This is a genomic window from Gordonia sp. (in: high G+C Gram-positive bacteria) (genome assembly GCF_047600385.1).
Taxonomy (GTDB): Bacteria; Actinomycetota; Actinomycetes; order Mycobacteriales; family Mycobacteriaceae; genus Gordonia.
Genome location: NZ_JASGKZ010000001.1, coordinates 680,154 through 699,614, shown reverse-complemented (window position 1 = coordinate 699,614; position 19,461 = coordinate 680,154). Strand labels below are relative to the sequence as shown.

Genomic DNA, 19,461 nt, shown 5'->3' with positions numbered 1-19,461 from the left:
ATACTCCGAGTATGTCAATACCTTCGGTATCCGAAGTATGCTCGGTGTCATGGCAGCCCGGCTCAGTCGCGTCGAACAGCGTGCGCACACCCGCGCCCGACTGCTGGCGACCGCCCGCGAGGAGTTCCTCCGGCACGGTTACGCCGCCACCGGTCTGGACACCATCGCCGAACGGGCCGGTTACTCCAAGGGGGCGGTGTACTCGAACTTCACCGACAAGACCGCCCTGTGCCAGGCGGTGCTCGCCGACATCCGGGACGAGAAGTCCGCGGAGGTCGTCTCGCTCGTCCGCTCGGCCGACGGTCTGGAGGCCGTCGCCGATGCGCTCGGCGACTGGCTCCGCGCGAGTCTCGGAGACATGGAGTGGACGTCGCTGGAACTCGAGTTCGCGGCGCGGGCCCGCACCGATCCGCGGGTCCGGGAGATGACCGCGGAATCGCGACGACGGTTCCGCGACACGATCGCCGAACTGCTCACCGAGGTGGTCGGGGACCCCGCGGAACTCGCCCCCGGGCCGGCCCCCGACGTCTCCGACGTCGCCGACCTGCTGCTGGGCACCGGGATCGGGTTGAGCGTCTCGCGGGCCTTCGACCCGGAGGTGTCGCTCGAACCGGGGATCGCCGCGATGAAGACCGTTCTCGGGCTGTTCGAGGCGCTGCGCCGCTTCGGCGACCCGCCTCGGCAGGACGTGGAGGACGTCGGTGACGCCGGAGGCGACGCACCCGGTCGATGACACGTCTCGGTCTCACTGTGCGTGCCGGGGGTTCTGATCTCGGGAGGAATCGGCACAATGGAGCCCATGACCCGGTCACCGCACTCCCCGCGACCCGCGCCGCCGTATCGGCAGCCGATCGCGCGCGGGCAGACCTATCCGCCGCTCGGATTCGCCGACGACGGGACGCCGCGGTATCGCTACGAGCCGCCGCGGTCGGCGGCGCCGTCGACGCCGGAACCGCTCGAACCCGCGCCCGTGTCCGCCCCGGAGCCGCCGCGCGGCGACCCGGTGAACCGCACGCTCGTCGGGGTCGGCGGCGTCGTCGCCCTGGTGCTGCTGGTGGCCGTGGTGCTGGCACTGGTCTCCGGCGGAGATCCCGACGAGAGCCGGTTGGCGCAACGGTCGGATCCGCCGCCCGTGCAGCCCACCGACGACCCCTACCTCGACGGCCTGGAGGACGACTCGCCGTTCACCATCGAGCCGCGGCCGTCGACGCCCCGTCGCACTCCGTCGCGACCGGCCGGGCCGGGGTCGCCCACCGTCTACGAGGTGACCACCGAGGGCCGGGCGACCGTGCTCTACCGTGACGGCGAGGGCATCGAGGTGGTGTCCGTGCAGGGCGGCGTGTGGACCGAACGGGCGACGACGCACGGGGTCGCCCGGGTGAGCGTCCTGGTGGCCGAGGGGAGTGCGGCGTCGTGCAAGATCACCGTCGATCGCGAGGTGGTGGCCGAACAGGAGCTCCGCGAGACGCAGGGCGGACTGCGGCTGCTGGTCTGCCAGGGCTGAACCGTTCGGGGCTGAACCGTTGGGTCGGGTCAGCCGGTGCGGGCCGGTGGCAGGCGCTACCGTAGAGGAGTGACTTCCCCCGAAACGTCGAACGATGTCAAGACCATGCTCACCTGGCGCGGCGCCGACGCCGATCGCCTGGAGCAGGTCCGCCTCAACATCACCGGCGGCCGCACGCGCGCGTACGGCCGGATCATCAGCGCCGCCACGGACGATCACGAGGCGTACTCGGTGTCGTACGAGTTGGTGACCACCGACAGCGGCATCACGCGCCGACTCTCGGTGCGTCTGGTGAAGGCGAGCGGAGAGAGTCAGCTCGACATCAGCCGCGACATGGACGGCCGCTGGATGGTGCAGACCCCCGACAGCGTGGTCCACAGCGACTTCGGCGGCGCCGACACCGTGGACCTGTGGCATTCGCCGTTCCTCAAATCGCTCGTCATCCGGCGGCATGCGCTGCTCGGCGGCAAGACGTCGATCGACGTCCCCGTCGTGGAGTTGAGCCTGCCCGACTGCAGCGTGGACCGGATCGAGAAGCGGTACGACTTCGGCGACTTCACCCCCGACGGCGGCACCGCGCGGCTGAGCTTCGAGCGCGGGGAGTGGGATCTGAAACTCGACCGTTTCGGCCTGGTCACCGAGTTCCCGGGCGTCGCGGACCGGATCTGAGTCCGTCGACCCCCCGTTCCCGCCGGGCCGGCCGGGCCTCAGTCCGTCCAGACGCGGGCCCGGTGGGCCTGGCGACGGAGTTCCCGCGCCCACCCGTCGTCGCCGACCGTGACGCCCTCGATCGGCTCCGGCGCGGCCAGCGCGACGGCCTCGTAGGCCTTCCGGGCCCGGTGGCCGTCGTCCACGACCACCTCGACGCTGCCGTGCTCGCGCAGCGCGTCGCGGGCCGCGGTGAGCCGGTCGATGGTCTCGCTCAGCACGTTCAGCAACGCCGTCGCGTTGCCCTCCAGCATCGCCCGCTGCAGTTCCGGGGCGGTGCCGGCCACCCGGGTGCCGTCCCGGAAGCTGCCCGCCGCCAGCCGCAGCGCCAGCGCGCTCTCGCCCGCGCCCGCGGACGCGGTCACCGCGGCGGTCAGATGCGGGTTGTGCGAGATCGCGGCGACGGCGCGGTCGTGCGCGTCGTTCGCGGCCGGGACCACGTAGGCGCCCGCCGCCCGGGCGATCCCGGCCACCGCGAGCCAGTCGGCGGGGTCGGTGTCGTCGTGCGTGGAGACCATCCACATGGCGCCGGTGAACAGCGCCGGATCGGTGGCGTCCCAGCCCGAATGCGCGGTGCCCGCCATCGGATGACCGCCGACGTAGCGGGCGCCCGGATGACCCGCGGCGACGATCCGGGCCACCTCCTCCTTCACGCTCACCACGTCGGTGAGCAGGCAGCCGGGCGCGTGTTCGGCGACGGCGGCCACCATCGCGGCGAGCGCCGGGACGGGAGTCGCGAGCACGATCACCGCGTCGTCGTCGGCGGCCCGGGCGAGCACCTGGGCCGGGTCCGGGGAGGCGTCGTAACCGGCGGCGCGGGCGTGGGCGACCGTCGTCGTCGAACGGTTGTAGCCGTAGGCCGGTCGGCCGGCGTCGGCGAGAACCCTCAGCAGAGATCCGCCGATCAGTCCGAGACCGAGGATGCAGACCGGGCGCGACACGTTGTTCTCCACCGATTCAGCGTCGCACACGGTCGCCGGATCGACTTGGGGGAGTGCCCGAAACCGACTACCGTGACCTGCATGGTCAGCGCCGAGCGAGAAGCCTCCGAGAGCGACGTCGACGGTTACGCGGTGGCCGTGGTCCGGGAGGAGACGGGCTGGAAGGTGAGCCTCCTCGAACCGTCCGCCCTCGACAGCCTCGACGACGCCGAGAAGCAGCTGCGCGACCTGCGCGTGTCCGGTGCGGTGTTCGGGCTGCTCGACGTCGACGACGAGTTCTTCATCGTCGTGCGGCCCTCGCCGAGCGGTGCGCGGCTGCTGCTGTCCAATGCCACGGCGGCGGTCGACTACGACGTCGCCGCCGACGTGCTCGACCGGCTGCACGTGGAGATCCCCGACATCGACCCCGACGAGGTGGACGACGTCGACCCCTGGGAGGAGGGCGACCCGGCGGTGCTCGCCGACCTGGGGCTGCCCGAGGGCGTGATGAGCATCATCGTCGGCGACACCGACCTGTACGCCGACGAGCAGCTCGGCATGATCGCCGCGCGGCTCGGCTTCTCCGACGAACTCTCCCGGGTGCTCGACGACCTCGGGAACTGAGCCCCGCCGTGTCCGAACCGCCGGTGCCCGGTCCGCTCGACCCGGAACGGGCCATGCGGGCGGCGCTGGACGCCGCCCGGAACGCTCCCGCAGAGGACGTGCCGATCGGCGCGGTGATCTTCGGGCCCGACGGCACCGAACTCGCGCGCGCCGGGAACCGGCGTGAGGCGGACGGCGACCCGACCGCGCACGCCGAGGTGCTCGCGCTGCGGGCGGCCGCCCGACGGCACGGCGACGGCTGGCGGCTGACGGGCTGCACCCTCGCGGTGACGGTGGAGCCGTGCGCGATGTGTGCGGGGGCGATCGGGCTGGCGCGCGTGTCGTCGGTGATCTTCGGGGCGTTCGAGCCCAAGACCGGTGCGGTCGGGTCGCAGTGGGATCTGCTGCGCGATCAGCGGCTGATCCACCGCCCGGAGGTGCGCGGGGGCGTCCTGGAGGCCGACTGCGCGGCCCTGGTCGCCGATTTCTTCGCCGCCCGACGTCGCCCGACGGACTGACCGCGGTCCCGATGCCTCCGGGGCGGGGCGTCCGGGGCAGGTGAGCGGGGTGTCGACGTCCGGTGTCGATCGTCGAACGTCACGTCGCCGAACCTCGCCGACCGGTACGGAGGCGGGGTTAAATGGACGTGCAGCGCGTTCGCGCAGTAGCCGCCTACGAAGGGGAATGCAGATGTCCGAACCGATCGACAAGGTCAACGAGGTCCTCGAGACCGCACGCGAGAAGGTGGCCGGTCTGGCCGACAACGAGCAGATCGCCGGCGTCGTCGAGAGCGCGAAGGCCAAGCTGAGCGAACTGGCCGCCAACGAGCAGATCCAGGGCGCCATCGCCACCGCGCAGGAGAAGCTGAGCGAACTCCTGGCCAACGAGCAGGTCCAGGGCGCCATCAACACCGCCACCGAGAAGGCCACCGAGCTCAAGGACAAGATCACCGGCGGCGGTTCCGATGCGGGCACCGGCACGGACGCGGGCAGCGGCACGGGCGCCTGAGTCCGATCGCCGGTCGTGAATCGCGTTCAGGTCTCTGACCTGCCGATTTCACTTTCCGGCATGGTCTGCTGTAACTTCGTTAGCGGTGGCGTGTCCGAGCGGCCGAAGGTGCAGCACTCGAAATGCTGTGTGCGGTAACCCCGCACCGGGGGTTCAAATCCCTCCGCCACCGCGCTGAGGCCCCCGATCTGTTCGCAGATCGGGGGCCTCCTTCGTGTCTGCGCACACGATCGGGGCGGACGGCGGCACCACGGGCGACGAGAACGGGCCGCGGGGAACGTGTCCCTCGCGGCCCGATGCGTCGGCGCCGGATCCGGCGCGACGGGGTCAGTGTTCGATGGAGAACGACGAACGACGACGATAGGTCTCGCGGGCGAGCTCCACCAGACGATCGATCAGGTCGGAGTACTCCACTCCGGTGGCCTCCCACATCTTCGGGTACATCGACGCCGGGGTGAACCCGGGGATCGTGTTCACCTCGTTGAGCAGCCAGCCGCGGCCGCCCTCCTCGTAGAAGAAGTCCACGCGGGCCATCCCGGCGCAGCGGTAGGCGACGAACACGCGGGCGGCGAGCTCCCGGGCCTCGGCGATCGCGTCGTCGGACAGCTCGGCGGGGATCACCAGCTGCGCGGCGCCGGTGATGTACTTGTCCTCGTAGTCGTAGAAGTCGCTGCCGGGCCGGATCTCACCGGGGAACGTGGTGTCGGGGACCCCGTTGCCGAGCACGCCGACCTCGATCTCACGGGCGGTCACCGCCTCCTCGATCACCACCGTGTCGTCGTACTTCAAGGCCTCGGTGATCGCGGCATCCAGCTCCTCGGCGGACCCGGCGCGAGAGACGCCGACCGACGACCCCATGTTGGCCGGCTTCACGAACAGCGGCAGGCCGAGCTCCGCGACGGCGCGGGCGGCGGTCGCGGCGGGGTCGTCGACCCCGTGGCGCAGCGTGAGCCACGCGCACTGCGGGATCCCGGCGCGGGCGGCCACCTCCTTGGCCATGCCCTTGTCCATGCACAGCGACGACGAGAGCACGCCGCAGCCCACATAGGCCACCTTGAGGAGTTCGAGCATGCCCTGGACGGTGCCGTCCTCGCCGTGCGGACCGTGGAGCAGGGGGAGCACGACGGTCTCGGCGGCGCCGTCGCCCGCGATGACCTCGATCGGATTCACCACCGGACCCTCGACGGCGAGACTGTTCCCCAGGTCGTCGCCTGCGGCGAGCGCCTCCGCGGCGGCGTCGTTGCGGTGCCAGACGCCGTCGGTCGCGATGCCGATCGGGACGAGTGCGTACTTGCTGCGGTCGGAGGCCGCCAGGACGTGCGCCGCGGTGATCCGGGAGACGTCGTGCTCAGCGGAGACGCCACCGTAGAGGACCACCAGCCGCAGAAGGGGAGAACTCATGGGTGTCACGATACGTGGCAGTCGGTCCCTCCGTCGCCCCGCTCGCCGGGCGGGTAGCGTTTGCCGGGTGCACCTTCTTGCCAGTCAGATCGCGGCCGCCACGGGCGGCACCCTCCACGGCCCCGACGTCCAGGTCGATTCGGCCGGTATCGATTCGCGTTCCGTGCGTCCCGGCGAGCTCTTCGTACCGATCGTCGCCGCGCGCGACGGACACGACTTCATCGCGGGCGCGGTCGCGGCCGGAGCCGCGGCCTACCTGACCGATCGGGCCCCCGACCCCGCGGTGCCGGCCACCGCCGTGCAGGTCCCGGACACGTTCACCGCGCTCGCCGACCTCGGCCGCGAGGCACGACGACGCCTGCCCGACCGCGTCGTCGGCGTCACCGGCTCGGTGGGCAAGACCTCCACCAAAGACCTCCTCGCCGGGGTGCTGGAGACCACCTACCGCACCGCTGCGAGCGAGAAGAGCTTCAACAACGAGCTCGGTCTGCCGCTGACCCTGCTCGGCGCCCCCGACGACACCGAGGCCGTGGTCCTGGAGATGGGGGCGCGCGGCGTCGGCCACATCGCGCTGCTGTGCGACATCGCCTCGCCCACCGTCGGCGTCCTGACCCGCGTCGAGGGCGTCCACCTGGAGATGTTCGGGACGCTCGACGACGTCGCCCGGGCCAAGGGCGAGCTGGTCGAGTCGCTGCCCGCCGACGGCCTCGCGATCCTCAACGCCGACCACCCGGTGGTGGCGGCCATGGACGCGCGGACCCGGGCGAAGGTGATCGCCTACGGCCTGGCGGCCGGGGCCGACGTCCGCGCCGAGAACGTCGTGCTCGACGATCAGCTGCGCGCCCGCTTCGATCTGATCACCCCGTGGGGTACCGCGGCGGTGGCGCTGGCCGCCCGCGGCGAGCACCAGGTCCCCAACGCGCTCGCCGCCGCGGCGGCGGGCGGCGGACTCGGGGTGCCGGTCGAGGCGATCGCGGACGGCCTCCGCGCCGCGCGCCTGTCCGGGCTCCGGATGGAGATGGACACCACCGCGGCCGGAGTGACCGTGATCAACGACGCCTACAACGCCAATCCCACCTCGATGGGGGCTGCGCTGGGTTCGCTCGCCCGGCTGGCGGCCCGGCGCCGGTTCGCGGTGCTGGGGACCATGGCCGAACTCGGTGAGGACGCCCCGGCGGCGCACCGCGGCATCGCGGATCAGGCTCGCGACCTGGGGATCTCGGTGATCGCCGTCGCGGAGCCGTCGTACGGCGAGGGCGTGGTGCACGTGGCCGACGTCGACGGCGCCGTCGCGGCCCTGGGGGAGCTGACCGAGGGCGATGCGGTCCTGGTGAAGGGCAGCCGGGTGGCCGCGCTCGAGCGGGTCGCGCAGGCCCTGGCCTGAACCGGATCCTCGGCCTGAACCGGATCCCCCGCGCAGACGACAGGACTCCCACCGCCGCGCCGGGCGAAGCGGTGGGAGTCCTGGCTGTCGGGATCCTCCGGCGGGGTCAGGACGCGGTGAAGGCGAAGACCGAATCGTCCTTGGTGCAGCGGGCCAGCTCGCCGGACTCGGTGGACGGGCCGCAGTCCCAGCCGGACACGGTCTGCGACTTGCCGGTGGCGATCAGCGGGCTGTAGTCCTTGGAGATCTCCATGGCCGTCTTGCAGGTCACGTCGCCGGACACCAGGCGCACCTGGAGCGAGCCGTCCGGTCCCTTGGCGACGCCGCAGTGCTTGTCGTTCTCCAGCTTGGCGGAGGTGGTGCTCTCGGCCTTCCGGCTCGGTCCGCCGACCACCGGCACGCTGCGATCGGCAGGCGGGGCCGGGGTGCTCGCGGAGGTCTGACTGGGGGTGTCGGCAGCTTGGTTCTCCTCGCCGCACGCGACGGCGGTCAGCGCCACTGCGCAGGCGAACAGGGTGGTCACTGCGGTCTTGGTGATTCGCATGATTCCCACGCTATGGGAGAATCGGCCGGGTGACCACTTCTCCCAGCGAGTTCACTCCCCGCAGCAGGCTCGAGGGCACGTCCGGCCGCACCGGCACCATCGTGACCCCGCACGGCGAGATCGCGACGCCGGCCTTCGTCCCGGTCGGCACCAAGGCCACCGTCAAGACGGTTCTGCCGGAGTCGGTGGCGGCGCTCGGGGCGCAGGCCGTGCTGGCCAACGCCTACCACCTGTACCTGCAGCCGGGGCCGGACATCGTCGACCGGGCGGGCGGCCTCGGACGGTTCATGAACTGGCCCGGACCCACCTACACCGACAGCGGCGGCTTCCAGGTGATGAGCCTCGGCGTGGGCTTCAAGAAGGTCATCTCGATGGACGTCCCCGGCGGAGACCAGGCGGTGCGGCCGGACGATGCGGCGGTCGCCCCCGGCAAGGAGCGTCTGGCGAACGTCGACGACGACGGCGTCACCTTCAAGAGCCACATCGACGGCTCCCGCCACCGGTTCACCCCCGAGGTGTCGATGCGGATCCAGCACCAGCTGGGCGCCGACATCATCTTCGCGTTCGACGAGCTCACCACCCTGATGAACACGCGCGGCTACCAGGAGGAGTCGCTCGAACGCACCCGGCAGTGGGCGATCCGGTGCCTGGCCGAGCACAACCGGCTGTCCGTCGAACGCAGCCACCGTCCGCAGCAGGCGCTGTGGGGCGTGATCCAGGGCGCCCAGTACGAGGACCTGCGTCGTAAGGCCACCCGCGACCTGGTGGAACTCAGCCGGATCGATCGCGAGAACGGCGGCAAGGGCTTCGGCGGCTACGGGATCGGCGGCGCGCTGGAGAAGCAGAATCTGGGCACCATCGTCGGCTGGGTCACCGACGAGCTGCCCGACGACGCCCCCCGACATCTGCTGGGCATCAGCGAACCGGACGACGTCTTCACCGCGATCGAGAACGGCGCCGACACCTTCGACTGCGTCTCGCCGACGCGGGTGGCCCGCAACGGCGCCGTCTACTCGTTCGACGGCCGGTACAACATCACCAACGCCAAGTACCGCGACGACTTCCGGCCGCTCGACGAGGAACTGGACAACTACTCGACGCAGTACACCCGCGCGTACCTGCACCACCTGTTCCGGGCGAAGGAGGGGCTGGCCTCGACGCTGGCGACGCTGCACAACCTCTCGTTCACGGTGACCCTGGTCGACCGGGCCCGGCAGGCGATCGAGGACGGGAACTACTTCGAGTACCGGGACGAGTTCCTGGCGCGCTACTACGCGGGGACCAGGAAGAACGCGGGCTGAGACGGGGGTGGCTTCTGCTTCGGGGGCGATGCCCACACGATGGCTGAGCCGCGTGCGGAACGAAGTGACGAACGCGTGTCGAAGCCTCGCCCCGCGCATCCCGGAGAAGACGGGACGCTTCAGACCCTTCGACGCGACGGCTCACTGCGTTCGCGGTCGGCTCAGGGAGCGGGCTCGATGCTCGTATCGAAGCCTCGCCCGGTCACTCCGGCGCGGTGAAGAACCACGGCTCGCGGGGGAGCGACGCCGGAGTGAAGCGTCTCAGCAGCTCCGGGGCGGTGACCGTCTCGCCGGGCGCGGACAGACCCAGGGACGCCGACATCATTCCGAGGACCGCCGCCGCGTCGTACCCGCGGTCGGCCAACCGCCTGAGCGTGATCGCGCCGTCGCGTTTGGACAGCCGCACACCGGCCTCGTTGAGCACCATCGGGACGTGCGCGTACTCCGGGATCGGATACCCGAGTCGCTGCGCCAGGTACGCCTGACGGGGTGACGACGAGAGCAGATCGTCGCCGCGCACCACCTGGTCGATCCCCGAGGCGGCATCGTCGACGACCACGGCGAGGTTGTACGCGGGCGTCCCGTCGCCGCGGAGGAGCACGAAATCGTCGACGGCCCCGGTGTGGTCGCCGTGCAGCGCGTCGTGCACGGTGAACTCCCGGACCCGCGCGCGCAGCCGGATCGCGGCGGGGCGCTCGGCGCGTCGTCGTACCCGGTCCTCCTCCGGCAGTTCGCGGCACGTCCCCGGATACGCGCCCGGGGGAGCGTGCGGGGCCGACGGCGCCTCCTGGATCTCCCGGCGCGTGCAGTAGCACTCGAAGGTCTCCCCGGCGGCGACCAGCCCGTCGACCGCCGCGGCGTAGGCGTCGAGCCGGTCGGACTGCACGACGACGGGCCCGTCCCAGTCCAGGCCGAGCGCGGCCAGATCGGCGAGCTGACGCTGCGCGGCCCCCTCCCGCACCCGATCCAGATCCTCCAACCGGATCAGGAAGTCGCGCCCCGTGGACCGGGCGAACAGCCAGGCGAGCAGCGCCGTCCGCAGGTTCCCGACGTGCAGATCGCCGGACGGCGAGGGGGCGAATCGTCCGGCAGAATTCATGGAGCCCGACGATACCGGCCCCGCGCACATAGGATCGATTCGACTCGAGTCCGGCGCACCCAGAGGAGACGGCATGGACACGTCCACGAACAAGACAACGGGCGCAGCGCCCATCGGCATCGTCGGCACCGGGGTGATGGGCGCGAGTCTCGCCCGGAACCTGGCCCGGAACGTCGACGGCGAGGTCGCCATGTACGACCTCGACCAGACCAAGATCGACGCGCTCCTCGCGGCGCACGGCGACGAAGGCCTGATCGGCTTCTCGGACCTGCCCGACTTCGTCGCCGCGCTGCGGACGTCGCCCCGGGTGATCCTGCTGATGGTGCCCGCGGGCGGCCCGGTGGACGCGGCCATCGGTTCGCTGACGCCGCTGCTCGGCGAGGGCGACATCATCATCGACGGCGGCAACTCGCACTACCCGGACACCGAGCGCCGCTACGCGAGCTGCGCCGAGAACGGGATCCGGTTCATCGGCATGGGCGTCTCCGGCGGCGAGCAGGGCGCCCTCCTCGGCCCGGCGCTGATGCCGGGCGGCGACCCGAGTGTGTGGGCCGACATCGCGCCGCTGCTCGAGCCGATCGCCGCCAAGGCCGACGACGGCGCGCCGTGTGTCACGCTGTGCGGCTCGGGTGCCTCCGGTCATTTCACCAAGATGGTCCACAACGGCATCGAGTACGCCGACCTGCAGCTGATCGCCGAGGCGTACGCGGTGCTGCGGGCCGGCGGTCGGACCGGCGAACAGGTCGGCGCGATCTTCGGCGAGTGGAACGACGGCGAGGGCCGCTCGTATCTGCTCGAGAGCGCGGCGACGGTGCTGGCGCAGACCGATCCGCAGACCGGCGGAGAGCTGATCGAGAAGGTCCTCGACCAGGCCAAGGGCAAGGGCACCGGCGCCTGGACCGTGATCGCCGCGGCCGAACAGGGCGTGTCGGTGAGCGTGATCGCCGAAGCGTTGTTCGCGCGCTCGACGTCGTCGGCGAAGGACGAACGCGCCGCGTGGCTGGGGGCCGCCGACCCGGTGGCCTCCGCCGTCGACCTGGACTCCGGCGACGTGGAGCAGGCCTACCTCGCGGCCCGGCTGATCGCCTACCAGCAGGGTCTGTCGCTGCTGCGCGTCGCGTCCGACCACTTCGGCTGGGACATCCCGCTCGCCGAGGTGGTGCGGATCTGGCGGGCCGGCTGCATCATCCGGGCGGGTTTCCTCGACGACGTCGCCGCGGTCTACGCCGAACACCCGGACACGGCGTCGTTCCTCGCCGTGGAACCGTTCCGGTCGGCGCTGCTCGACCGCTACCGGCCGCTGGGGGAGGTGGCCGCGGCCGCGATGCGCGGCGGCGTCCCGGTGCCGGCGCACGCCGCCGCCTTCAACCACCAGACCATGCTGACGTCGGGGTCGCTGCCGACCGCGCTGGTGCAGCTCCTGCGCGACTTCTTCGGCTCGCACACCTACGAGCGGACCGACGCCGACGGACACTTCCACATCGCCTGGGAGGACGACCGCCGGGAGATCCGGAGCTGACCCGACCGCGGCCCGGGTCTTCGGGCACTTGTCGACCGGGTGACGGTGCGGGTTAGGCTCGCCTGATGAAGCATGTCCGGGTCCTCTTCATCAGTCTGCTGGCGACGGTGACGGCGGCCTCCGGCGCGGTGCTCGCCGCACCCGCCGAGGCCGCGCCGTTCACTCCCGCGATCGCCGTGTACCTGGCCGACGGCACGACGCCCGTCGGCACCACGGGGCTGCACCCCGGCGACACCGTGGTGGTGAAGGGCACGGGATTCGACCCGAACGCCAACACCGGCGGTCTGCCCGTCCCGGTGCCGCCCGGCGTTCCGCACGGCACGTTCATCACGTTCGGCAAGTTCGACCAGAACTGGCGGCCGTCGAAGAACGCGCCGGAGTCCTCGCGCACCACCGACCGTGCGCAGACCAGGTGGGCGATCTCGAACGACGCGCTGAACCGGATCCCGAACACCCCGTTCGACCTGCGCCGCACCGTCCGGCAGCAGGCCGTGACGCTGCACCCGAACGGCGCCTTCACCACGAAGATCACGTTGACCACCCCGAAGGACGCGCCCGCGAACGGCCGCTGGGGCATCTACACCTACGGTGCGGCCGACTCGGTCAACGCCGCCCAGGAGCTGTACGTCCCGATCCGCTACTCCACCGAGCCCGGACCCAACACCCCGAAGCCCGCCGCGCGGAACCTCGTCTGGGGGTACTCGCCGAAGTTCGTGTCGACCTTCGCAGAGACCGCCCAGGGCGGCGTCGTCGGCTCGAAGGGCGCCGCCGCAGGCGCCGACCGCCGACTGTCCTTCGAACTGGCCGCCGACACCGTGAAGAACGGTCGCGGCGAACTGCGCTACCGGGGCACCGTCGTGGCCTACACCCGCTTCCACCTGTACGAGATCGCCCTCGTCGACCCGATCATCCGGGTGAACGGCACGACGGCGGTCCTGAGCATGCGCACCTCCACCACCGACCAGAACGGCACCGACGCGCTGCGCCGCATCGACGTCGCCGACCTCCGGTTGACCGGTGCACAGGCGGACCGGCTCGGCAGGAGGCAGGACGTCACCGGGATCCCGGCGTCGTTCCGCGGCGGCATCACTCCGCCGCTGCTGGGCATGCTCTCGCAGAACCCCGCGTCACCGGTGGACATCCGGTTCTGAACCACGCATCCCGCGGCCCCCGCTGCTCCCCGTTCGTCGGGGCGGCGGGGTCCGCGTCGTCGTGGGCTCGTTCGGTTCGGGTCCCGGCGGGGTGGTGTCGTGCGGTTTCAGGATCCTCCCCGGTCGGCGTGTCGCGGCTCCTGTTCCGTGTCGCTCGTCATGGACGGGCCGCGACTTGGAACAGGGCCCGCGACACGTCGGGGCGGGGAAGGCGGATACGGAAAGTCGGAGGATAGGGGACTCCGTCGCTTCGCTCCTCCCGAATCCGCTCTGCCCGAATGCAGATGCAGCGAGGCCCCACCCTCGTTCCTCGGGTGGGGCCTCGCTGCATTTGCGGAGGATAGGGGATTCGAACCCCTGAGGGCTGTTAACCCAACCCGCGTTCCAGGCGAGCGCCATAGGCCACTAGGCGAATCCTCCAGTGCAACGATGGTAACCGGTGTCCCGACGGGATCCCAAAACGACCCCCGAAAAACGGACGCGCTACACTGGTCCACGGATCCCGCGCGGCGTGCATCCTGTGAACTCCCCCAGGGCCGGAAGGCAGCAAGGGTCAGCAGGCTCTCTCGGGTGCGCGGGGTCCTCTTAACTTCGCACCTTCTCCGCCCGGTATCCCGAGAGGTTCCACGTTGAACTTTCACTCGATGAGCGCTGACCAGCTTCGTGACACCCAGGCGGACCTCAAAAAGCAGTACGACACCCTCTGCGCGGCCGGTCTCAAGCTGGATCTGACGCGGGGCAAGCCGGGGCCCGACCAGCTCGATCTGGCCGAGCCGCTGCTCTCGCTGCCCGGCGCGGGCAACCACGTGAGCCCGGACGGCGCCGACTGCCGCAACTACGGCGGCCTCACCGGCCTGCCGGCGCTGCGCGAGATCTTCGGCGAACTGTTCGGCACCGGCCCCGACCGGATCATCGCGCAGGACAACGCGAGCCTGCGGATCATGCACGACGTCACCGTGTTCGCCCTGCTCAACGGCACCCCCGACTCGGTGCGGCCCTGGTCGCAGGAGCACGCGCACCTCGGATCGCCGGTCAAGTTCCTCTGCCCGGTCCCCGGTTACGACCGCCACTTCTCGATCACCGAGCACTACGGCATCGAGATGATCAACGTCCCGATGACCCCGCACGGGCCCGACCCGGACGTCTGCGCCGAGCTCGTCGCGAGCGATCCCGCCATCAAGGGCATGTGGGTGGTCCCCACCTACTCCAACCCGAGCGGCTACACGGTCACCGAGGAGGTCGCCCGTCGTCTCGCCGCCATGCCGGCCGCCGCACCCGACTTCCGGATCTACTGGGACAACGCCTACGCGGTGCACACCCTGGTGGAGCGTGAGCCGGAGGTGCTCCCGGTCCTCGACTACGCCGCCGAGGCCGGCAACCCGAACCGCTTCTACGTCTTCGGTTCCACCAGCAAGATCACCTTCGCCGGCGCCGGCGTCGCGTTCCTCGGGTCGTCGAAGGAGAACCTGGACTGGTACGCCAGGTTCCAGTCGGTGGCCACCATCGGCCCGGACAAGCTCAACCAGCTCCGGCACCTGCTGTTCCTCAAGGACGCCGACGGCGTGCGGGCGCACATGGCCCGGCACCGCGAACTGATCGCGCCCAAGTTCAAGCTCGTCCTGGACATCCTTCAAGAGCGTCTCGGCGACTCGAAGATCGCCGACTGGACCGAGCCCGAGGGCGGCTACTTCATCAGCTTCGACGTGATCGACGGCACCGCGAAGCGCACCATCGCGCTGGCCGAGGACGCCGGGATCGCGCTCACCGCCGCCGGATCGACGTTCCCCTACAAGAACGACCCCGACGACCGGAACATCCGCCTCGCGCCGACCTTCCCCTCCCTGGACGAGCTGGCCACCGCGATGGACGGCGTGGCGACCTGCGCGCTGCTCGCCGCCACCGAGAAGCTGCTCGATCGCGACTGATCGGGCTGCCGGGCAGTCAGCACCACCCCGCGTGAGAATCGAACGTTCGACGCCGCTTCTGGCCGTCTTCGCCGTGCTCGCCGCTCTCGCGGTGTGGGCGCAGAACGCGATCATCCCGTTCTCCAAGCCGTTCTGGGGCCTGTTCGACTACCAGTTCGACCTCGACGTCTACCGGGCCGGCGCCCAGACCGTGCTCGACGGCGGAGACCTCTACCGGGCCAAACTGCTCGGTCAGATGGACTTCACCTACGCGCCGATCTCGATGGTCTTCTTCGTCCCCTTCGCGTGGATGTCGGCCACGGTGGCGCACGTCGTGTGGACGCTGGGCATCTTCGTCGCCCTGTACTTCGTGATCGTCCTCTGTTTCCGCACCCTCGGGCACGACGTCACCTGGCGGCTGCGCGGGATCGCGCTGAGTCTCGTCGTGATCGCGACGCTCCTGGAACCGATCCGGACGACGATCTGGTTCGGCCAGATCAACGTCTTCCTGATGCTGCTGATCCTCTGGGATCTGCTCCGCGGCTCCGACTCGCGCCTGCGCGGCGCGGGAGTGGGGCTGGCCGCCGGGATCAAGCTGACTCCGCTGCTGTTCGCGGTCTACCTGGTGCTCGTCCGGCAGTGGAAGGCCGCGGCGACGCTGGTCGGGGCGTTCGCCGGAACCATCGCGGTGGGGTTCGCGCTGCTGCCGGGCGCGTCGTGGGACTACTGGACCGAGACGCTGCTCGACTCCGATCGGGTGGCCTCGCCGCAGACCACCGGCAACCAGTCGATCCGCGGGGCGATCGCCAACCTGGGCGGGACCGACGAGCCGAGCACGCTGCTGTGGCTGCTGCTGGCCGGGATCGTCGCACTGCTCGGGCTCGGCGCCGCGGTGCTCGCGCACCGGCACGGCCGGGACCTGCTCGCCCTGACGCTGGTCGGCATGACGTCGTGCGCGGTGTCGCCGGTGGCCTGGGGGCATCACTGGGTGTGGTTGCTGCCGCTGCTCGTCATCGGCATCCATCTGCTCACCACCCTGTCGAGTCCGGTGCGGCGCGGCCTGGCGGCGCTCGCGGTGGTCGGCGGGTTCGCCTACTCCGTCGCCTGGCGGCATCACCTCCCGTACCCGATCTGGTACGTGAACCGGAGCGTCGACGAGGCGTACCTGACCGGCCTGTTCATGAAGGGCGAGGGGCGCTGGTATCAGTTCTTCACGGTGCAGCCGTACAACGTGATCCTGGTGGTGGTCGCGACGGCGGTGATCGTCGTCTACGGCACCGGGATCAGGCGATCGCGGCCGACCGCAGACGCCGTCACACGCCGCCGGTAGGGTTGCTCCCGTGGCTCTCTATCGCACCTACCGACCGGCGACGTTCGCCGAGGTCGTCGGGCAGGAGCACGTCACCGACCCGCTGAGTCGGGCCCTGGACGGCGGGCGGATCAACCACGCCTACCTGTTCTCCGGCCCCCGCGGTTGCGGTAAGACGTCCTCGGCGCGCATCCTCGCCCGTTCACTCAACTGCGTGCACGGTCCGACGTCGACGCCGTGCGGGGAGTGCTCGTCGTGCGTGGCGCTCGGTCCCGGCGGGCCGGGGAACCTCGACGTCGTCGAACTGGATGCGGCCAGCCACGGCGGCGTCGACGACACCCGCGAACTGCGGGACCGCGCGTTCTACGCGCCCGCCGAGTCGCGCTACCGCGTGTTCATCATCGACGAGGCGCACATGGTCACCTCGGCCGGTTTCAACGCGCTGCTCAAGATCGTCGAGGAGCCGCCGGAGCACCTCATCTTCATCTTCGCGACCACCGAGCCGGAGAAGGTCCTCACGACCATCCGCTCCCGGACGCACCACTACCCGTTCCGACTGCTCGCGCCGCCCGTGATGCGCGGGCTGCTCGAACGGATCTGCCAGAGCGAGGGCGCGGTGGTGGCGCCCGAGGTGTTCCCGCTGGTCATCCGGGCCGGTGGCGGGTCGCCGCGCGACTCGCTCTCGATCCTCGACCAGCTGCTCGCCGGCGCCGGGGAGGACGGCGTCACCTACGACCGCGCCCTCGGACTGCTGGGCGTCACCGACACCGCGCTGATCGACGCTGCCGTCGACGCGCTGGCCGCCGGTGACGGTGCGGCGCTGTTCGGCGTCGTCGAACGCGTGGTGGACGCCGGGCACGACCCGCGCCGGTTCGCGATCGACCTGCTCGACCGCTTCCGGGATCTGCTCCTGCTGCAGGCCGTCCCGGATGCCGCCGAACGCGGCCTGGTGGAGGCGCCCGCCGATCAGGTGACCCGGATGCGGTCGGTGATCGACTACCTCGGCATGGCCACGCTGACCCGGTACGCGGAGGTGGCGCATGCGGCGCTCGGCGAGATGCGCGGGACCACCTCGCCGCGGCTGCTGCTGGAGGTGATGTGCGCGCGGCTGCTGCTTCCGGCGGTCAGCGCCGACGACGCCGGGCTGCTCCAGCGCCTGGAGACCCTGGAACGACGACCCGCCGCAGGCCCGCCGATCGCGGCCGCCCCGGCTGTCGCGGGGTCCGCGCCGCCGCCCGCCGAGGAGCCGCCCTCGCGGTTCGTCCGCCCCTCGCAGCGCCGGACGCCGGGCCCGGTCGAACCCGCCGCGACCGCGCCGGAGACCCCCGTGGCGCCGACCCCGGCCCCCTCGGTGCCGGAGGAGCGCACACCGGCACCGCCGGAACAGGTCTCGCCGGCGCCTGCGGTCCCGCCTGCTCCGGAGCCGTCGGCTCCGGTCGAGCGGACCTCCCCGCCGCCGACCCCGCCGACTCCGACTCCGACTCCGGCGGAACCCTCGCCGGTCACCGAGCCGCCCCGCGCACGGCCCGAACCCGAGGCGCCGGCGGCACCCGCGCCCGTTCCGCCGGCGCGCGTCTCGGAACCCGCGCCGCCCGTCACCGCGCCGCCCGTCTCTGCGCCGCCTGCGCCCGAACCGCTCGAGGCGGAGGCGCCCGTCGCGTCGTACGACCCCTACGACGACATCCCGCCGCCCGAGGAGCCCTACTACGACGCTCCGCCGGAAGAGGCGGTCTCGCGACGTCGGCCCGCGGCCTCCCGGCAGGCCCCGGCCTCCCCGTCTCGGGAGTCGTCGGCGGCACCGTTCCGCGGTCGGCAGGGGAGACCCGCCCCGCAGGAGCAGGCCCCGCCGCCGGACCGTACCGCGGAACCGCCGCGCCGGCCGCGTCCCGAGCAGCCCGCCGCTCCGTCCCGGCAGGACCCGGTCGCCCGGCCGCGCACCCAGGACCGGGCCCGTCCCCACGAGCGGCCCCGGACCCCCGAGCCCCGGCCCGAACCGCAGCCCGCTGCGAGACCTCAGCCGACCCCGGAACCTCGCCCCGCACCCGAACCGGCGGCACCGCAGCTGACCGTCGAGGCGGTCTCGGCGCGCTGGGCGGACATCCGCGCCGCGGTGCGCGAGCGCCCGTCCGGACGGATCCTGGAGCCCATGCTGTCCGCGGCGACCGTCCAGTCGGTGGGCGATCACGTGGCGGTCCTCGGACACGCCAACGCCCAGCTCGTCGGCCGACTGGCCGACCCGGCCCGCATCCAGATGTTCGGCGAGATCTTCGGTGAGCTCTTCGGCGGGCGGTGGCAGGTCCAGGTGGTCCACGCCCCGGGCGGCGCCCCGGCCGCGGCGTCTCCGCCGCGTTCGGCGGCCCCGGCGCCGCAGCGACGTCAGCAGTTCACCCGCCGGAGTCGGCCGCCGCAGGGCGGGGATCGTCGTTCGGCCGTCGACGCGGGTCCGCCCCCGCCGGAGCCGCCCCCCGAACCGGAGGAGCCCTGGCCGGCCGACCCGGTCCCGGTGCCGGACGAGGAGCTGACCGATGCCGAACGCGACGAGATGGTCGCCTCGGCGCACACCGGCACCCCGGACGCCCGCCTCGACCCCGACCAGGTCGCGCTGGAACTGCTCAAGTCAGAGCTCGGTGCGCGTCCCGTCGCCGACGGTTCCTGACTGCTGCGCGCGGCGTCGTCGTTCACTGCGCAGGGGCTGCTCGCGGTAACCGCCGTCGGCCAGCCCGGCGCGCACCTCGAAGACGTTGCGGCTCCACACGTCCCCGGTCCGCACCCACGACCAGGCCGATGCGAGCCCGTACAGCGGCAGGAAGACCAGCGGGCACCACGCCCACTGCGTGGCGTGCCGCGCCTCGTGCCGCAGGAGCCTCTCCGACCACGAGTCGCTGCGCAGGATCACCACGTCGCCGACTGTGAACGCCCTGGCCAGAGGCAGCGGAAGCCGCCAGCCGGTGGCGACGAACAGTCCGTCGGGACCCTGCTGGATCCGGGTGCGACCGAGCACGGCGAGCAGGAGCCCGGCCGGCGTCGACAGGTTCAGGGCGTTGGCGATCACGCGGACCACGTGGCGGCCGGCGATCGGCGCCGAAGCGGAGGGAGTGCTCATCGG

General features: G+C 71.7%; 18 protein-coding genes, 2 tRNA genes and 1 other RNA gene. 15 read left to right on the top strand and 6 right to left on the bottom strand.

Going from position 1 to position 19,461, the window contains the following annotated elements:
• Positions 1-49: 49 nt before the first annotated feature.
• From QM809_RS03200 to QM809_RS03190, 3 genes are all read left to right on the top strand, one after another.
• A complete protein-coding gene (locus QM809_RS03200; RefSeq protein ID WP_415044385.1) occupies positions 50-733 on the top strand; it encodes a TetR/AcrR family transcriptional regulator in 684 nt (227 codons plus the stop codon).
• 66 nt (positions 734-799) lie between these two features.
• Positions 800-1,504 carry a hypothetical protein gene (locus tag QM809_RS03195; protein WP_415044384.1) on the top strand — a complete coding sequence of 235 codons (705 nt, stop codon included), beginning with the start codon at positions 800-802 and terminating at the stop codon, positions 1,502-1,504.
• Between the two features lie 69 nt (positions 1,505-1,573).
• Complete coding sequence (locus QM809_RS03190; RefSeq protein ID WP_415044383.1) at positions 1,574-2,173, top strand: putative glycolipid-binding domain-containing protein; 600 nt, start codon at positions 1,574-1,576, stop codon at positions 2,171-2,173.
• Positions 2,174-2,211: 38 nt separating this feature from the next.
• Here the strand turns inward: QM809_RS03190 and QM809_RS03185 are convergent, their stop codons facing one another.
• Entirely contained in the window at positions 2,212-3,165 is a 954-nt protein-coding gene (locus QM809_RS03185) for a prephenate dehydrogenase (protein WP_415044382.1), read from the bottom strand.
• A 69-nt stretch (positions 3,166-3,234) separates the two neighbouring features.
• Between QM809_RS03185 and QM809_RS03180 the strand changes: the two genes are divergently transcribed.
• The 4 genes from QM809_RS03180 (at position 3,235) to QM809_RS03165 (ending at position 4,915) form a co-directional block, all read left to right on the top strand.
• Positions 3,235-3,756 (top strand): tRNA adenosine deaminase-associated protein, encoded by a 522-nt coding sequence (locus tag QM809_RS03180; protein ID WP_415044381.1) that lies wholly within the window; start codon positions 3,235-3,237, stop codon positions 3,754-3,756.
• Between the two features lie 53 nt (positions 3,757-3,809).
• Positions 3,810-4,253, top strand: coding sequence for a nucleoside deaminase (locus tag QM809_RS03175; RefSeq protein ID WP_415047001.1), 444 nt, complete (start codon positions 3,810-3,812; stop codon positions 4,251-4,253).
• 172 nt (positions 4,254-4,425) lie between these two features.
• On the top strand, positions 4,426-4,743 hold the full coding sequence (locus tag QM809_RS03170) for a hypothetical protein (protein WP_415044380.1): 318 nt from the start codon (positions 4,426-4,428) through the stop codon (positions 4,741-4,743).
• Between the two features lie 84 nt (positions 4,744-4,827).
• Positions 4,828-4,915 (top strand) — tRNA-Ser (locus QM809_RS03165).
• A 155-nt stretch (positions 4,916-5,070) separates the two neighbouring features.
• Here QM809_RS03165 and QM809_RS03160 read toward each other — a convergent pair.
• Positions 5,071-6,144, bottom strand: coding sequence for a D-alanine--D-alanine ligase family protein (locus QM809_RS03160; RefSeq protein WP_415044379.1), 1,074 nt, complete (start codon positions 6,142-6,144; stop codon positions 5,071-5,073).
• A 67-nt stretch (positions 6,145-6,211) separates the two neighbouring features.
• Here QM809_RS03160 and QM809_RS03155 point away from each other — a divergent pair, with 67 nt between their 5' ends.
• The gene (locus QM809_RS03155; RefSeq protein WP_415044378.1) at positions 6,212-7,528 is read left to right on the top strand and encodes a UDP-N-acetylmuramoyl-tripeptide--D-alanyl-D-alanine ligase; all 1,317 of its coding nucleotides are present in this window, start codon (positions 6,212-6,214) and stop codon (positions 7,526-7,528) included.
• Between the two features lie 106 nt (positions 7,529-7,634).
• On the opposite strand, the gene QM809_RS03150 is transcribed toward QM809_RS03155, so the two are convergent.
• On the bottom strand, positions 7,635-8,072 hold the full coding sequence (locus tag QM809_RS03150; protein ID WP_415044377.1) for a hypothetical protein: 438 nt from the start codon (positions 8,070-8,072) through the stop codon (positions 7,635-7,637).
• A 29-nt stretch (positions 8,073-8,101) separates the two neighbouring features.
• Between QM809_RS03150 and tgt the strand changes: the two genes are divergently transcribed.
• Positions 8,102-9,373, top strand: coding sequence for a tRNA guanosine(34) transglycosylase Tgt (gene tgt / locus QM809_RS03145; RefSeq protein ID WP_415044376.1), 1,272 nt, complete (start codon positions 8,102-8,104; stop codon positions 9,371-9,373).
• Positions 9,374-9,575: 202 nt separating this feature from the next.
• Here the strand turns inward: tgt and gluQRS are convergent, their stop codons facing one another.
• A complete protein-coding gene (gluQRS, locus tag QM809_RS03140; RefSeq protein WP_415044375.1) occupies positions 9,576-10,472 on the bottom strand; it encodes a tRNA glutamyl-Q(34) synthetase GluQRS in 897 nt (298 codons plus the stop codon).
• 73 nt (positions 10,473-10,545) lie between these two features.
• On the opposite strand from gluQRS, the gene gndA reads away from it, so the two are divergent.
• On the top strand, positions 10,546-11,991 hold the full coding sequence (gndA, locus tag QM809_RS03135; protein ID WP_415044374.1) for an NADP-dependent phosphogluconate dehydrogenase: 1,446 nt from the start codon (positions 10,546-10,548) through the stop codon (positions 11,989-11,991).
• A gap of 65 nt (positions 11,992-12,056) precedes the next feature.
• On the top strand, positions 12,057-13,142 hold the full coding sequence (locus QM809_RS03130) for an HtaA domain-containing protein (RefSeq protein WP_415044373.1): 1,086 nt from the start codon (positions 12,057-12,059) through the stop codon (positions 13,140-13,142).
• Positions 13,143-13,476: 334 nt separating this feature from the next.
• On the opposite strand, the gene QM809_RS03125 is transcribed toward QM809_RS03130, so the two are convergent.
• Positions 13,477-13,562: transfer RNA gene (locus QM809_RS03125), tRNA-Ser, on the bottom strand.
• Between the two features lie 74 nt (positions 13,563-13,636).
• Here QM809_RS03125 and ffs point away from each other — a divergent pair.
• From ffs to QM809_RS03105, 4 genes are all read left to right on the top strand, one after another.
• Positions 13,637-13,731, top strand: an RNA gene (gene ffs, locus QM809_RS03120) — signal recognition particle sRNA small type.
• A gap of 55 nt (positions 13,732-13,786) precedes the next feature.
• On the top strand, positions 13,787-15,067 hold the full coding sequence (locus QM809_RS03115) for an aminotransferase class I/II-fold pyridoxal phosphate-dependent enzyme (RefSeq protein WP_415044371.1): 1,281 nt from the start codon (positions 13,787-13,789) through the stop codon (positions 15,065-15,067).
• 31 nt (positions 15,068-15,098) lie between these two features.
• Positions 15,099-16,376 carry a glycosyltransferase 87 family protein gene (locus tag QM809_RS03110; protein ID WP_415044370.1) on the top strand — a complete coding sequence of 426 codons (1,278 nt, stop codon included), beginning with the start codon at positions 15,099-15,101 and terminating at the stop codon, positions 16,374-16,376.
• Positions 16,377-16,386: 10 nt separating this feature from the next.
• Positions 16,387-19,011 (top strand): DNA polymerase III subunit gamma and tau, encoded by a 2,625-nt coding sequence (locus QM809_RS03105; protein WP_415044369.1) that lies wholly within the window; start codon positions 16,387-16,389, stop codon positions 19,009-19,011.
• On the opposite strand, the gene QM809_RS03100 is transcribed toward QM809_RS03105, so the two are convergent.
• Positions 18,973-19,458 (bottom strand): hypothetical protein, encoded by a 486-nt coding sequence (locus QM809_RS03100; protein WP_415044368.1) that lies wholly within the window; start codon positions 19,456-19,458, stop codon positions 18,973-18,975. The two genes, QM809_RS03105 and QM809_RS03100, sit on opposite strands and share 39 nt — an antisense overlap.
• Positions 19,459-19,461: the final 3 nt, after the last annotated feature.